Annotated in this window: 10 protein-coding genes; 5 read left to right on the plus strand and 5 right to left on the minus strand. The window is 58.1% G+C overall.

What is annotated here, in order from left to right; genetic code table 11:
* Positions 1–421: 421 nt before the first annotated feature.
* From groL to LB568_RS15530, 3 genes are all read right to left on the minus strand, one after another.
* The gene (groL, locus tag LB568_RS15520; protein ID WP_086081374.1) at positions 422–2086 is read right to left on the minus strand and encodes a chaperonin GroEL; all 1665 of its coding nucleotides are present in this window, start codon (positions 2084–2086) and stop codon (positions 422–424) included.
* A 61-nt stretch (positions 2087–2147) separates the two neighbouring features.
* Complete coding sequence (gene groES / locus LB568_RS15525; RefSeq protein WP_064994876.1) at positions 2148–2444, minus strand: co-chaperone GroES; 297 nt, start codon at positions 2442–2444, stop codon at positions 2148–2150.
* A gap of 1671 nt (positions 2445–4115) precedes the next feature.
* On the minus strand, positions 4116–4838 hold the full coding sequence (locus LB568_RS15530) for a Crp/Fnr family transcriptional regulator (RefSeq protein ID WP_064994871.1): 723 nt from the start codon (positions 4836–4838) through the stop codon (positions 4116–4118).
* Positions 4839–6078: 1240 nt separating this feature from the next.
* Here LB568_RS15530 and LB568_RS15535 point away from each other — a divergent pair.
* Entirely contained in the window at positions 6079–6324 is a 246-nt protein-coding gene (locus LB568_RS15535) for a DUF982 domain-containing protein (protein ID WP_041163934.1), read from the plus strand.
* A 1037-nt stretch (positions 6325–7361) separates the two neighbouring features.
* Here LB568_RS15535 and LB568_RS15540 read toward each other — a convergent pair.
* On the minus strand, positions 7362–7670 hold the full coding sequence (locus tag LB568_RS15540) for a hypothetical protein (protein ID WP_064994870.1): 309 nt from the start codon (positions 7668–7670) through the stop codon (positions 7362–7364).
* 415 nt (positions 7671–8085) lie between these two features.
* Here LB568_RS15540 and LB568_RS15545 point away from each other — a divergent pair, with 415 nt between their 5' ends.
* The 4 genes from LB568_RS15545 to LB568_RS15560 all read left to right on the plus strand — a co-directional run bounded on the left by LB568_RS15545 (position 8086) and on the right by LB568_RS15560 (position 12773).
* Positions 8086–8379, plus strand: coding sequence for a calcium-binding protein (locus LB568_RS15545; RefSeq protein WP_224655969.1), 294 nt, complete (start codon positions 8086–8088; stop codon positions 8377–8379).
* A gap of 635 nt (positions 8380–9014) precedes the next feature.
* A complete protein-coding gene (locus LB568_RS15550; RefSeq protein ID WP_318013086.1) occupies positions 9015–9236 on the plus strand; it encodes a hypothetical protein in 222 nt (73 codons plus the stop codon).
* A 295-nt stretch (positions 9237–9531) separates the two neighbouring features.
* Positions 9532–9759, plus strand: a complete 228-nt coding sequence (locus LB568_RS15555) for a YodC family protein (RefSeq protein WP_084016088.1) — start codon at positions 9532–9534, stop codon at positions 9757–9759.
* Between the two features lie 2 nt (positions 9760–9761).
* Entirely contained in the window at positions 9762–12773 is a 3012-nt protein-coding gene (locus LB568_RS15560; protein WP_064994868.1) for a DEAD/DEAH box helicase, read from the plus strand.
* Between the two features lie 178 nt (positions 12774–12951).
* On the opposite strand, the gene LB568_RS15565 is transcribed toward LB568_RS15560, so the two are convergent.
* Positions 12952–14031, minus strand: coding sequence for a hypothetical protein (locus LB568_RS15565; protein ID WP_064994867.1), 1080 nt, complete (start codon positions 14029–14031; stop codon positions 12952–12954).
* Between the last annotated feature and the right edge of the window lie 9 nt (positions 14032–14040).

The raw sequence follows: 14040 nt of genomic DNA on the forward strand, positions 1-14040 counted from the left end.
CCCAATGGCCCGCCCTTCACAGCAGTGATGCGGCAGCAGGGCTTCGTTCGCGGTCTGGCAAGGTCTCGAGATGACAGGCTGCTTGTGCTTGGGATCGAGGTCATGGCCGAGGGCGTGGAGACAGAGGCAGACCGACAAATTCTGCACAGCTTGGCTGCAGAACCGCTCAGGGCTTCCTGTCCCTATGCCCCAATCACTTGAATTTGCAGTAAAAGAGTACGCGAAAGAGTTGTGACCGGTACCAGCTGTTGCTGACTGCATCAAGAAGAGCGTCAAAGGACGAGATGGGTGCTGGAAATGGACATGAGGTAATAGGCGGTATCAAGCGGCCAGTACGACGATGTAGCTGTGGTTCCGCGAAGTTGTGCAAAAAAAGGGCGGCATCGCTGCCGCCCTTTCCGTATTGCGCAGGTAGCGTGGATTAGAAATCCATGCCGCCCATGCCGCCCATGCCGCCCATGCCGCCGCCGCCCATGCCGCCAGGCATGCCGCCGCCAGCCGACTCCTTCTTGGGAGCCTCCGCGATCATGGCTTCGGTGGTGACCAGCAGGCCGGCGACCGAGGCCGCGTCCTGAAGAGCCGTACGGACAACCTTGACCGGATCGACGATACCCATGGCGATCATGTCGCCATATTCGCCCGTCTGGGCGTTGTAGCCGAAGGTCGCGCCCTTGTTCTCAAGGATCTTGCCGGCAACGATCGAGGCTTCCGCACCGGCGTTGGCCGCGATCTGGCGGGCCGGAGCCTGCAGCGCGCGACGAACGATGTTGATGCCGGCGGCCTGGTCGGAGTTGACGCCGACAGCGTTGATGCTCAGCGAAGCGCGCAGCAGCGCGACGCCACCACCAGCAACGATGCCTTCTTCGACGGCCGCGCGGGTCGCGTTGAGGGCGTCATCGACGCGGTCCTTCTTTTCCTTGACTTCGACTTCCGTCGCACCGCCGACGCGGATCACCGCAACGCCGCCGGCGAGCTTCGCCAGACGTTCCTGCAGCTTCTCCTTGTCGTAGTCCGAAGTGGTCTCTTCGATCTGCTGCTTGATCTGGGCAACGCGGCCCTGGATCTCGGCCTTCTTGCCGGCGCCGTCGACGATGGTGGTGTTCTCCTTGGAGATCGACACCTTCTTGGCGCGGCCGAGCATGTTGAGGCCGACGTTCTCGAGCTTGATGCCGAGGTCTTCCGAGATGACCTGGCCACCGGTGAGGATGGCGATGTCTTCCAGCATGGCCTTGCGGCGATCACCAAAGCCCGGCGCCTTGACGGCAGCGATCTTCAGGCCGCCACGCAGCTTGTTGACGACCAGCGTGGCCAGGGCCTCGCCTTCGACGTCTTCCGAGATGATGAGCAGCGGCTTGGAGGTCTGCACGACGGCTTCGAGAACCGGCAGCATGGCCTGCAGGTTGGAGAGCTTCTTCTCGTGGAGCAGGATGTAGACGTCCTCGAGCTCGGCAACCATCTTGTCGGCGTTGGTGACGAAGTAGGGCGAGAGATAGCCGCGGTCGAACTGCATGCCTTCGACGACTTCGAGTTCGGTCTCGGCGGTCTTGGCTTCTTCAACCGTGATGACGCCTTCGTTGCCGACCTTCTGCATCGCTTCCGCGATCATCTTGCCGACCGACTCGTCGCCATTACCGGCGATCGTGCCGACCTGAGCAACTTCCTCGGAGGTCTTGATCTTCTTGGCGTTCTTGATCAGCGTCGCGACGACTTCGGTCACAGCCAGATCGATGCCGCGCTTCAGGTCCATCGGGTTCATGCCGGCGGCAACGGCCTTGTGGCCTTCCTGGACGATCGACTGCGCCAGAACCGTCGCGGTCGTGGTGCCGTCGCCGGCGATGTCGTTGGTCTTCGAAGCGACTTCGCGGACCATCTGCGCGCCCATGTTCTCGAACTTGTCTTCAAGCTCGATTTCCTTGGCGACGGTGACGCCGTCCTTGGTGATGCGCGGGGCGCCGAACGACTTGTCGATGACGACGTTGCGGCCCTTCGGGCCGAGCGTGACCTTCACCGCGTCGGCGAGGATGTTGACGCCGCGCAGCATGCGTTCGCGGGCATCACGGGAGAATTTGACGAGCTTCACAGCCATTTTTTTGCTCCTGGGCAATTCGGCCTAAATTCAGATTGGATGTGATGAAAGGCGACGGCGGTCAGCCGATGATGCCCATCACGTCGGATTCCTTCATGATCAGAAGGTCTTCGCCATTGAGCTTGACTTCGGTGCCCGACCACTTGCCGAACAGGATGCGGTCGCCAGCCTTGACGTCCAGCGGGACCAGCTTGCCGGTTTCGTCACGAGCACCGGAGCCGACAGCGATGATCTCGCCTTCCTGCGGCTTTTCCTTTGCCGTATCCGGGATGATGATCCCGCCCGCGGTCTTGGATTCGGATTCGACCCGCCGAACGACCACGCGGTCATGAAGCGGGCGGAACTTCGACTTTGCCATTTTTTCTTCCTCGGTGAGAGCGGTGAGAAACACCGTCCGGCCACGCCGGACAAACTGCAAAGCCCGGCTTTGCCGGACCGTTGTTAGCACTCACCGCGAGCGAGTGCTAACAACGGGAGGATTAAGGGGTAAGCCGGAGATAGTCAAGACGAAAGGGCAGGCGCATGAGCAAAATCTTGATCCAAAGCTCTCAGGCAAGGCGACCACTTTGAACACTCCTGCTGACTTCGTCATTTGGCATTCTCGGCAGCGCGTTTCGACAATTTATGTTCGCCTACCATTCCCAGCGGCTTTGGAGTGCTAAGAGCCTGTGAATTTCTTTGAAGATCCGTTGCAACGCCTGCGCGCTGCGGGGAGTGCTGATCAGGCAGCGAGACTTGCGAACTTCTTGTGCCAGGAGGCATTCGGATTGAAGGCCGTATCTCGCTTGTGGTTTGCTCAAACCCAGGACGCAGGGGTTGCTGCCGCTTACTTACATTTTGTCGGCCAGCCCGCTACGGCTGTCGCCGCATCACCGCACCTGCACACGGGTGCGCCTCGCGAGGAAGTTCATTCGGGAACAAACCCACTCGGAGTGCTGGTAGTCGGCAAGTGGTTTTGTTGCTGCCAAGCTCATCAGGTGCGCTCAATCCGCCGCGGCACCCCCCGTCTCACAATGGACTATGGCGCGTTTGATCCACACCAGAGCCGCCCCGGTAGGATCGGCTCCGTCGGTCAGACCAGACGGTGGCTGACTTTTCTAAACTCCAACCAATCAGGGGCGCCTCTAAACTCCAACCAATCAGGGGCGCCAGGAACAGGTCTGGGAGTGGGTCGCGAGTGACATCCGTACGCGAGGCAGCGCGCCTCCTCCAAGGGTGAAGATGCTCGCAGCCGAACTTGATCTGCCACATGCCGGCTTTGAAGTTCGTCGAAGCGAGAATAACCGTTGCTGGCGAAGTGACCCTGCATTACACCTGTGTAGCTTGGCATAGGTTGGGGACAGATTGTCTAAATAGTCCTGCGGGGCCGAGGGCCGACTTCCTCGAACCCGTCCGAGTAGAAATCGACGTGCGTTTCCATTTTGGTTGCGCGGGTGCTCCAACCTCAAGTCGCTTCCAACCACGAGCGCGGCTTTCCCGCACAGCGACCTCGAGCAGACAAGGGGCAATCATTGGAGCGCATCTCGGGTCGAACATACAGCTCCGAAATCTGGCCGGACTTGCCTCCTGCATAGATCGCCGTGCACTCATTCAGTACGACTATGCCGGCCGGCTCGCCACATTCATTTCGTTGGCAAGCACTGTCGCCGCGCTTTGTTTGACGAAGTCGGGCGTGGGCGCTTTCCCGCCAGAGAGTTCATCGAGTAGCGCGTGAATGAAACGGGCGCCCGTTTCTGCGTCCAATAAGTTGGCCCGTCCAGTAGATACGGAAGGCATGGTTTCTCCCCCTCCTAGGGGGCGGCGTCCCGATTCGTGCTGCCAATCGCAAGGTGCGCTGGCAAAAAATGGAACTGCGAATCCGGCTATGATGGAGGGCTGCTCTCCTGTATGCAAGCCATTCTTGGGATTTGCAAAAACCGTCGCCCGCTCGTCCAAGCCAGGGATCTCTACACCATCTGACCGCGCGCGAAGCAAGATTCTGCTTAGCTGCTAGCGAGGACCGAGCTTGCGGACCCCACAGACCCCATGGTCAGCGTCGGGCGATTTCCCCAATCAGCCGAACATATTCGCCTTCTGGTTGCCCATAGATACCAGCTGCTTGGGCAACGAGGCCTTGGCGGTCTCGAATGACGATTTCACCTCGTCGCGAACGGATGAGGCCACGGCCCTCGAGCACTTGGAGCCCAACGGTGACCCCCGGCCGCCTTACGCCGAGCATAACAGACAAAAACTCGTGAGTGATCGTAATGCGTTTGTCGTGCATCCGGTCGTCACACATCAACAGCCATCGCGCCAGACGCTCTTCAAGGCTCGCTCGTGCGTTCATTAGGGCCGTATACGTAGCCTGAATGTGGAGATAGTGGACATAGCGCAAAAGGAAGGGATGCAACGTAGGGCTGTCCACTAGAGCCGCCTTGAATGGCTGAACTCCGATTCGCACTGCATTGCCTGCCAATTGCACGTAACAATCGTGCGCGGCATAGTCGGCACCCATCACCAGCGCGGGACCAGTCATTCCCTCTAAGCCAATGAGGCCAACTTCGGCATCCTTGCCGTCCGGAGTCATCGCGACAACAGAGCCGATGCCTTCCTCAAGGAAGTAAACGGCCTCTATCCTTGAACCGGCAGTCTCCAACGGCATTCTCAGATCAAGGGCACGTCGCTCAAAATGCGGCTCCAAACGCGCGAGGTCATCCGCGCTAAGCCGTCGCAGCAATTCATTTTTGTAGGAAGCATTCACTGGATTGGTCATGGCTCAATCCCACTTGGGGCAAGAGCATTCCAATCTCCTTGCCGTCCGCGCCCGTAAAAACGTGCAGACGATCTCGTGACAATACGCCCCTTGGTACGACAATGACAGCGGAATGCGAATCGATGCACGGCGAGCCCCCGCCGCGTGATTACAAAAGACGCGAAAAGTATGTCAGAGTGGGAAACGTACCAAACTCAGCTTTGTACGAAACCGACATTCTGAGGTCCCAGCTCTTTCCCGTTACCTGTCGTCCTAGCGCGCCGATTCCCTTGAGCTTCGTGAGAATCGCACGAACTCCTGATTTAGAGCCGGCGCGCTTTCAAATCGTAACTGTTCACTGAGAACGACACCTCGCGCTCGGGGATGCCGCTAGATGTAACCGCTCCCCAATGCCGCAGCGCGTCCGGTCGGCCGCGGTGGGGGGCGGAGGATTTTTGTTGTCCTTCGCCGATCGCTCGGATCTACGATTGCTCGGAAAGTTGCGTCGGCGGGACGTCAGCAACACTCAGCGTGTCCGATCGAAATGCCCTAGTGGCGGCTGTCGGATTTATTCTGTACGGGGACACGTTTGAGGATCGACTGATGTCAGCCCGGGGCCGTCTGGTCCAATGTCGCGCGGATAGCGCCGATTCCCAACTCGTCGATGATCATGTTGTGGTGACTGGCCGTCACCACATCCTGCAGGATGGGCGGCCGTTCGGACTTGCCTTTGTTCGAGCTCAGGTTCCGCTGATGACGGAGCATGAGGTACTTTGGCGAATTCTCCCGGCCAATCTACATTCGCGCTGCCGCGAGACTGTTGTGCAGGCTCGGCCTCAATGTGCCGCACCGCACTTCCGTGGTTATCGGGCGTCCGCGACGCATGGGCACGGTCCGAGATCACGAGTGCTGTAGGCACTGGCTAGCATGCCGCGCCCGGCTGTGAACGAGGCGACATGACATTGCCGTGTATACGCAGGTGCGCGCGCCGGGGTCGCTTGCTTTTAGCGAACTTGCATGGCTGTATGGTTTATGAAAATGGCCGGGGGGCTATATGACCATATACCTGTTTCTCAATAGTGTCGCTGCATTCGGCTTGGTTATCCCACTCTATTTTATTCAGCGCGAACCGACCATTCTCGAGACTTTACGGCCAGGCAGGGGGTCGCCTGGGACCGAAAATTAGCTGCGGTGATTCAGGCGGATTTCGGTTGAGGAAAACAGTGCGGCCTGTCGTCGCCGGGTGGAGGGGAGCGTGGCGATGGGCTTAAGCAGATTTGAGAGACCAGTCGTCGTTCAGGTCAACCGTAACAGCTCTGAACGCATCGTGCTTGAGGTGAATGACGCGGCAACTATTTTGATGCGGGATCTTCGTTCTCAGACCAAGAAGCGGAATGCAGCGATGGATGCCTGTCTGCACGTGTTGCGTGGTGAGGCTCATCCGCCAACTGCAAGGCGGGCATTCGTTGCGGCCGCGCTCGAGGCGAAGATTCTACGCGGCGATTAGACCAGCGCGAAGGTCGGCCGGATATCCATTCAGGTTCAATCCTCCTCCCGATCGAAGCATAGAATGGGAAGTCCCTCTGCGTGATCATGGCGCGACCAAGCAGGGTGGCGCGGAGCATGCCTCCGGTGATCTAGGTTTAACAGCTTCCAACGCCCGCAGACTTGGCTCAGCTATTGAACAGAAATGCCGCCTGGAACTCCCGAAGGGCGCCTCGAGCGGTGCAGAGGGTTCATTTGAGGATCACCTGGACGCATGGTGGACACCCTCGCGCCCGACACCGCCTGCTTCATACCACCAACGGAGTTGCTTTGAAGCATTCGCTCGGTGTTGATCCCAACTTCCCTTGTTCCAAAGCTTCCGCCACAGGACAGATACGGTTCTTGGGCGGCAACCCCGTAAATCGTGCAATTTGGCGTGACGCACGACCTGCTCCCCATCCTCGAAGCGAATGACGGGAGCTGAGCGGCCTTGAATTTCTCTTCCTGAGCCACTGTCATGTCACTGGCTATCTGTGGAAGAAAGTACCGTCCCTGCTTAAGCGGCGAACGATAGACGGGCAAGGCGGGTCGCGAACTGATCCAGGGCAGGGTGATCCACCGCCACCCCAGATAAGTAGACGGCCAGACTGCTGCTAGGAAGTCGAACGCTGGACACGCGTGGCCACCGACGGAGCGTCACGCGCCTTCGTGCGCCTTCTTCGGATGGATCCTGATGTCAGCCTGCTGGCGCGGGCCCCGGACGGTCTGATCGCCGTCTTCAACCTCGAAAACGGAGAGCAGTCGTGGCAATCCCTCCTTACACAGCCCCTTCGCGCAATGCCTATGATATCGTGATCATTGGTGGCGCGGTAGTCGGCTCGCCGATGGCGTATTGGCTGAGCCAGGATTTTTCTGAGTACAGTCACAACCAAAGAGGCTCGTGACGGTACTTTTTTGCCCTTTAAGGCACTGGAAAAAGGGATTTCCTGCTGCCGAGCCTTGAAATTGTACTGACGGTACTTTTTCAGGAGACCATTGGGCTGCTGACGGACGCCGCCCTTAAAGCGCTGAAAGCAAAAGAAAAGGGCGCACGTCGTCGGTAGCGGCTGACGCCGGCAGCGCGGCGACGAAGAGTTTCATCTGCGAGACCGCGTTGATCGGATCGGCGTCGGAGAATTGCGTCCCGTCGGTCGAAAAGCTGATGTCCTTGAAGTGCCAGTAGCGATGCATGTTCTTGTCGGCATAGCCGATGTTCTGCCCCGTTGGCGTGTCGTCGTCCTTGGTGTAGCCGTGGGCAGGGTCTTTGATGTCATCAGCCCAAACCGCCGCATGAACGAAAGCATACTGCGCCTTCTTGTCGTCCGGCACGCCGGCGACCCAGCTCTGATAGTCGGGGTTCAGTTTGATCGGGGCACCGGCCTTGGCCTTCGCCTGTGCGCTCAGCTTTGATTAGGCCACGGCGGCGATCTGCATGGGGCCGCCGTCCCACCAGGCCAAGGCGGGAGCCGATGATAGGATCAATGAAAGAACGGAACCAAAGACGAGCGCGCCACGCATGTATTCCTCCCCAGAGCCAACATCGCTGAGACGACACGGCAATGACGACAATGGTGCCTTCACGGAAGGCCGAAACCTCTTCTGGATTCGACAGCAAGAGACAAATAGCGCATGATCCTTCTTGGGTTGGGGAATTCATTCATGCATGTGCACGAATTTTCGTGCGTGTTGTCCGTGGTACTTATCTCGGGCTGCGCAGCCGACTATTTGAACAATTACGATTTCGGTGACGCTCGCCGCTGGCGATGCGTACCACGCCAACATGCTTTTGCAGACGGTCGATCCATTCAATCCCAACAGCAACAACACCCATATCGAGGGCGACGGCGTACGCGCCGCAGCAATCGTCAACAGGTATCGAGGCGTGGCCGCAACTGCCGCAGCTGTGCCATCTGGCGGTGCTGATTTGGACTGCGCAGGCGGCAAGGGAAACAATCCGGTCGCACCCCATGGGGTGAAAATCACCAACGGTGATCCTAACGGACTAGATCGCGATCGCGACGGCATCGGGTGCGAGTGAAAGCGGCCAGGACGGTGGAACGATCTCGCTACGACAATCGGTCCGACAAGTGGCTGAAACGCACCGGAGCCAAGCAATATCGCCCGCGCCGGTGGGCTGGCATGCCTTTGCGAGTGATCTACGTGACGGTAGCCGCGGCTTCGGCTTTGGTGGCGCAGTTCTTCATGCAACACAGCGGCTCATTGCCCGAGGTCACCTACTGAATCTGACCAAGCCGGCTCCAGCGCCGATTGCCGGTGTCGCCTCCATCATCGATGGCGACACGATCGAGATCCATGGGCAGCGTGTCCGCTTCAATGGCATCGACGCGCCCGAGAGCCGGCAATACTGCGACGACGCCAAGGGATTCGAATATCCATGCGGGCGCCGTTCCGCCGAAGCGCTGGACGGCTTCCTAGCAGCCTCGAGGCCGGTCAAGTGTACGTTCGGGACTTGGTCGCTACGGCCGGTTTGTTGGTGACTGCAGGCGCGCCGACGGTCGAGCGTCGCCGCCTGGATGCTCGAGCACGGCCAAGCGCTCGATTGGCCAAAATACAGCGATGGCGCCTATGCAAAACAACAGACCAAAGCGAAGGCGTCGAAGACCGGTCTTTGGGTCGGAACGCTTCTGCCGCCATGGGACTGGCGGGCGCAGCATGGCGACGATGCGCAAGCGCCGCCGGCACCGCTTTTGCGATTGGCAACGGCAACTCCGGCTGCAATATCAAAGGCAACATATCAGCAAACGGCGGCGCATCTATCACGTGCCTGGACAGAAGTACTACAACGTCACCAAAATCACCGAAGCCAAAGGCGAAAGATGGTTCTGTTCAGAAGCGGAGGCCATGACAGCGGGCTGGCGGCGATCGAAGCGCTGATCGGTTTGCGGAAGCATATTCCGTTCGTTTGACTGATTTGGTTGGCGTCTCGACGGAACGGCGGAAACGTCTATGTTGCAGACCTATTTGTGGACTGCACTCGCTGACGCATATGATTGCCGCTTGTTTGATGGGCGGCACCGCTGTCTATGCAAGTTCGCCCTCGCGACCGAATACACTCAATCCGTAAAGCCTTGGTGCATCACCTGTTGATAATTGCTCCAAAAACGAGTCGCTGGAGTGCCTACCGCAAAAAAATGTTACGATGGGACAAATCACGAACAAGGAGATGAAAATGTCTGAATTTGCAGCGGGTGATGTTGTTCAACTGAAATCCGGGGGTCCTCAAATGACTGTTGAGCAAGTAGGCAAGACGAGCATGACGGACGAGGACGGCGTGTGGTGCGTGTGGTTTGAAAAAATCGGAAACAAGCAAGTCGTTCAAAGAGAAACTTTTCCGCCCGTGGCGCTGAAAAAATACGAACGCCCCGCCACCGGATCGATTGCGGTGCACAGAGCCTAACCATGATCCGCGCAGCGTTTATCGGAATCAACAAACATCTTGATCCGCTTGCGCGGGAACTGAGCGGCGCTGTGGGTGATGCTTCGACTATGTGCGCGGTGCTGTCGGATTCTATTGACCGGTTTCAGCCAACGCTTATCACTGACCACGACGCGACTTATGCGAGGGTTTCGGCCATCTTTGACGATGTGCTCGACGGTGCATCAGAAGATGACGTCGTCATCCTGTTTTTTGCCGGCCACGGCACGCAAGACCACCGATTAGTTTTAACGGATACGCGCTCTGACGACGTTCCGGGAACGACAATAGACATGACGGAGATTGCCGCGAAGTTTCGGACTTCGCGAGCGCGCGCTGTCCTGCTTTTGCTAGATTGCTGCTTTAGCGGTGGCGCGCCGGCACGCGTTCTGGATGTCGGATACATTCCGCGCGCAGCGGGGATGCCGCTCGCCGAAGTTGGTGGACAGGGCCGTATTCTTTTCGCTGCATGCAATCCAAACGAGGAGGCCCTCGAAGACCCCCAAACACGCCACGGTCTTTTTACGAAGGCGATTTTGGATTGCATACTGGAGAGTGATGGGCCGGTGAGCGTGGTTGCGATGGTGGACCGCGTTGTGCAAATGGTCCGCGCCAACGCAGCCCGATTCGGTTACGAACAGACTCCGGTGATGTTCGGTCATGTCGAAGGAGAGCTAACCCTGCCGAAAGGTATGCGCGGTAAATGCTACCGCGCGCTCTATCCCGAAAGGGGCACGGTCACTGTTTCAGGTCCAATTGGGGAGCTTTCGGCCTACGGAATTCCTCAGAATGCGCTGAACGCTTGGAGCGATCGTTTCCCCGCCGGTCTGAATTCATTGCAGATCGCCACTGTGAATAGCCATGGCGTGCTCGATGGAAAATCTCTTCTCGTCGTAGCGCCGACAAGTGCCGGCAAAACGTTTGTCGGCGAGATGGCAGCACTGAAAGCAATCGGCGAGGGAAAGAAGGCGGTTTTCCTCCTCCCTTACAAAGCGCTGGTCAATGAAAAATTCGAAGATTTCTCTGCGCTCTATGGCGACCTTTTGAATCTGCGCATCGCCCGATGCAGCGGCGATTGGCAAGATCAGGTTGGCGACGTTCTAAGGGGCAAGTACGACATAGCCTTCTTCACTTATGAGAAGTTTTTGGCTCTGTCAGTTTCCTCTCCGCACATCCTTCACCAAATCGGTCTGGTGGTGATTGACGAAGGACAGTTTATCACAGAGCCGGGTCGTGGGATGGTTGTGGAGCTAATCCTCACCAATCTTTTGAGCGCACGCGAGCGGGGGATTGCACCTCAGTTGGTGACCCTGAGTGCGGTAATCGGCGACACAAACAACTTTGAGCGCTGGCTTGATTGTGAACTTCTCCTTACGACCGAGCGTCCGGTTCCCTTGACAGAAGGTGTCATTGATCGGAGCGGCGTGTGGAAGTTGCAGCGTCCTAATGGTGAGGTGGAGGTCGCGCAGTTGTTCGCACGCTGCGAGATACGGCAGCGCCGGGATAAGCCATCTTCCCAAGACGTTCTCGTACCGCTGGTTCGGCATCTCGCCGGTCAGGGCGAAAAGGTCATCGTCTTTCGTAACGCGAGAGGACCATCCGCCGGTTGCGCGGAATATCTCGCGGCCGAGTTGGGTTTGCCGCCAGCACAAACAATCGCGGACATGCTGCCGGGAATGGATCGTTCGGATATGTCCGAACGCCTTCGCCGCGCGCTCAACGGCGGCGTTGCCTTTCACAACGGTGATCTTAATCGCGAAGAACGCATGATCGTGGAGAGAGGCTTTCGCGACCCAAACGGTGGGATTCAGGTTTTGGTGGCGACAAGCACCGTAGCTGCCGGCGTAAACACGCCGGCTTCGACCGTCATCGTGGCGGAAACGGAATTTCGCGGAGTGGAGCCGCAGCCTTACACTGTCGCTCAGTATAAGAACATGGCGGGCCGTGCAGGTCGCCTGGGCTACGAGACAGAAGGCAAAGCCATAGTTCTCGCCGACACCGGCATGGAGCGAGAGAATCTCTTCCGGCGCTACGTTCAGGGACGTCCCGAACGCATCCAGTCTTCCTTCGACGAAAGAAGCCCGGGCACGTGGGTCGTTAGACTTCTGGCGCAGGTAAAGGATATTCCAAGCAATGCAGTTGTCGATCTGGTGGCAAACACCTATGGAGGATTTCTTGCCTCGCTGAGAGATCCCGCCTGGCGCGGCAGCATGTCAACCCGGCTCCTCAATTTGATGACGAGGATGCAGCACGATGGGTTGATTGATGAGCGCGATGGAAGGCTGAGGCTAACGCCTCTAGGGCGCGCCTGCGGCGAGTCACCCCTCAGCTTGGAATCCAGTATGCAGGCTGTTGAGCTGCTACGCCAATTGCCGCCGGATTCGATAGGACTAGAGACGGTTCTCGTTTTATTGGAAGCGCTGCCCGAACGCGATGAAGACTACACGCCTCAAACAAGACGCGGTGAGCCGCAACGGCAGCAACAAGTTTCGCAACGCTTTGGCCAACATGTGGCGCGTGCCCTATGGCATCGTGCGGAAAGCGATGTGAAATATTACGGTCGCTGCAAACGTGCGCTCATCGTTTCGGACTGGATCGAAGGCGTTACAATCACGGATATTGAGACTGGCTACACCACCAATCCGTTTTCGCCCATTCGTCATGGCGACATAAGGGGTTTTGCTGACGGTACCCGCTTCCTGTTGGACTCGGTGCTCCGAATAGCTGCGATCGTTCTTGGTCGAGCTGATGATCCCGATGAGGTGAGTACTTTGCTTAAACGCCTTGACCTTGGAATACCCGGCGCAGCCTTCTCCTTGACTGAATTACCTATCGTCTTAGCGCGCGGCGAAATCCTCGAGTTGTGGAAAAACGGATATGGAAGTCGAGAGCAAGTCGAACATGCAACCGAAGCCGAACTCGTATCCTTGTTGAACGCGAGAGGGAATATGTTGTACGCCGCATTGCACGAGGAACTTGCTATCACTGGGTCCTGAACAGCCTTCGTATGGCTGCGGTCGATAGGAAGGCAGGGGTTGCGATGGCTTTTTCACGCCCGCTCCAACCTCATTTGGCCAACAGATCGCGATGCGGCAACATGGCATGTAATGATCATCACAAGACCGATGACCGTGCCCAGATTTTGCCCTGAGGAAGAGAACGCGACCACTCCCCTCAGATAGAAATGACCAAGCCCTGCTCGCCTTGGGCAGGAAACACGCAGTGGTAATTGAAGCGGCGCATTGTCTCGGGGTCGTTCCAGATCGTGGTGTTCTCTTGCGCATAATTGAAATAGAGAACCTTTTGACGCACCGGGTCATTCACAAGGATTCTTGCGATAGTTTCGGGATCGGGGTGGTTGTGGCGCGAGCCATCCGTCGAAAAGGCGAATGCCGTGCAATCGAGAATCCTAAGAATCTCTGGCGAGGTATTGGCCTTGCTGCCGTGATGGGAGACTTTGAAGCAAGCGAGGGGATAGGGTTCGGCCTCGCTCGCTCCGAGCTCCCGCAAAGCGCGCTCCATGATGCCCGGATGGGCATCGGCGCCCAAAAGGACGCGGCGACCGCCGAACTCGGCAATGAAGGCGATGCTGCTGCGATTAGGCGCGGCGGTGTCTTCCTTGAAGCGTTTGGAGGCGAGTTGCTCGACGTCCAGCCCGGACAAGGGCTCGCGGCCTGAGCCAGGTTCGCCCATTCCGTGGTCAGGGTCGAATGGGCGGAGTCCATTGGCTTCAAGTTCGTCCATCCAACGCGGGATCAGCGCGGCAAGATCTGCATCGTTGGGCGAGAGTAGGCGAATCGCGAGCCCGGCGAAGCTAATTTCGCCACTTGCCTCCGGGCTCCCACGTGAGGCTATGCGGCTGGCGAAGCGGGAGTTCCATTTCCAATTGAACTTATCGATGCCGGACGAAAGCTTTTCGCCCTGCTCGGCGTTGAGTGGCTCGGTTTCGAGACCCGCTGTAATGCGGTCACGCGCTTCGACAAGCTGATGGTAGGCATTGAACCACACCTCTTTGGGATTGAACGGCGCCGCCGCCTCGCGCACCAAAGGCATGGCTCCTTCGATGTGATCGGCATCGATGTGGCTGATTACGAAGAGTTCGCAGTTGCTCATCTCCTTTAGCGCAGGCCGGGCAGTGCCGTAGTCCTTTGTGCGGCCGAGATCGACCAGGGCGTGATACGAATGGTCCTCATCGCCCCAGGCGAGGACAAGCGCATCGCCCTCAGACGCCGGATTCATGGTGAGTGTGAACATTGAGCTACC

This window comes from Mesorhizobium sp. B263B2A (assembly GCF_020165775.1).
In the GTDB taxonomy this organism is placed as follows: domain Bacteria; phylum Pseudomonadota; class Alphaproteobacteria; order Rhizobiales; family Rhizobiaceae; genus Mesorhizobium; species Mesorhizobium opportunistum.